This window comes from Pseudoxanthomonas sp. LjRoot204_2 (assembly GCF_056175765.1).
Map to the genome: position 1 here is coordinate 1 of NZ_JBGFFG010000597.1, position 1,649 is coordinate 1,649.

General features: G+C 64.0%; 2 protein-coding genes. Both read left to right on the top strand.

Annotation, left to right across the window (positions count from 1 at the left end; all coding sequences use genetic code 11):
- Window positions 1–691 (top strand): ABC transporter permease subunit (locus AC04L7_RS18240; RefSeq protein WP_475513639.1); only part of this gene is annotated, 691 nt, incomplete at its 5' end.
- A complete protein-coding gene (locus AC04L7_RS18245; RefSeq protein ID WP_299341570.1) occupies window positions 688–1,530 on the top strand; it encodes an ABC transporter permease subunit in 843 nt (280 codons plus the stop codon). The genes AC04L7_RS18240 and AC04L7_RS18245, both read left to right, overlap by 4 nt.
- Window positions 1,531–1,649: the final 119 nt, after the last annotated feature.

The following is a 1,649-nucleotide window of genomic DNA, read 5'->3' on the forward strand; positions in this document are numbered from 1 at the left end:
GTTCACCGATTCCCAGTACGTGGCCGCCTACCTCAGCTCGATCAAGATCGCGGCCATCTCGACCTTCCTCGCGCTGCTGGTCGCGTACCCGATCGCCTATGTCATCGCCCGCATGCCCCCCTCGTCGCGCAATATCGCGATGATGCTGGTGGTGCTGCCGTCGTGGACGTCGTTCCTCATCCGCGTCTACGCCTGGATCGGCATCCTCAAGAACAACGGCCTGCTCAACAACCTGCTGATGAAGATCGGCCTGATCGACGAACCGCTGCAGATCCTGTACACGCCGATGGCGGCGTACATCGGCATCGTCTATTGCTACCTGCCCTTCATGGTGCTGCCGCTATACACCAACCTGGTGAAGCACGACCACCGCCTGCTCGAGGCCGCCTACGACCTCGGCGCCAAACCGTGGAAGGCGTTCTTCACCATCACCCTGCCGCTGTCGAAGGCCGGCATCATCGCCGGCTGCATGCTGGTGATGATCCCCGCGGTCGGCGAGTTCGTCATCCCCGAACTGCTCGGTGGCCCGGACACGCTGATGATCGGCCGCGTGCTGTGGGGCGAGTTCTTCAACAACCGCGACTGGCCGGCGGCGTCGGCGGTGGCCATCGTCATGCTGATCCTGCTGCTGATCCCCATCCTGATCTTCAACCGGGTGCAGCAGCGCGAGATGGAAGGGAGGCTGACATGAGCCGCACCGGACACCGCGCGGTCAACTGGACGATCCTGGGGCTCGGCTTCGCCTTCCTCTACGTGCCGGTCATCATCCTGATGGTGTATTCGTTCAACGAGTCGCGCCTGGCCACGGTGTGGTCCGGATTCTCGTTGAAGTGGTACGCCGAGCTGTTCCGCGATACGCAGATGCTGCAGGCGGCATGGATCAGCATCAAGGTCGCGTTCTGGACGGCGACGGCGGCCGTGGTGCTCGGCACGATGGCGGCCCTGGTGATGACGCGCATGCGCCGCTTCCCGGGCAAGACGCTGTTCGGCGCGTTGATCACCGCGCCGCTGGTGATGCCGGAAGTGATCATCGGCCTGTCGATCCTGCTGATGTTCGTCTCGCTCGGCCAGGTGGTGGGGCTGCAACCGCGTGGCATCCTGTCGATCTGGATCGCGCACGTGACCTTCACTCTGGCCTTCGTCACCGTGGTGGTGTCTTCGCGACTGTCGGAGCTGGACAAGTCGCTGGAAGAAGCCGCCATGGATCTGGGCGCGAACCGCATCAAGGTGTTCTTCCTCATCACGCTGCCGATCATCGCGCCGGCGCTGGTGTCGGGCTGGCTGCTGGCATTCACGTTGTCGCTGGACGACGTGGTGATCGCCAGTTTCGTCGCCGGACCCAGTTCGACCACGCTGCCGATGAAGGTGTTCTCGTCCGTGCGCATGGGCCTGAGTCCGAAGATCAATGCGCTCGCGACGCTGATGATCCTGGTGGTCAGCGTGGCCGCGTTCCTGGGCTGGTGGTTCATGGCCCGGGAAGAGAAGCGTCGCCAACGCGACATGCAACTGGCGCTGCAGGACAACGGGTAGCACCCTGGCGGTCACGCACCTCCGGCATCCAGGCCTTACCCGCAGGAGCCCCCCCCGGGCGCTCCTGCAAGGCAACGACGATCCGCTAACACATGCCGTCCGAAAATCCGGGCCGGGCA

Excerpts from the sequence above, each read along its gene's own strand:
- AC04L7_RS18245 (WP_299341570.1), top strand. The coding sequence starts at position 688 with ATGAGCCGCACCGGACACCGCGCGGTCAACTGGACGATCCTGGGGCTC.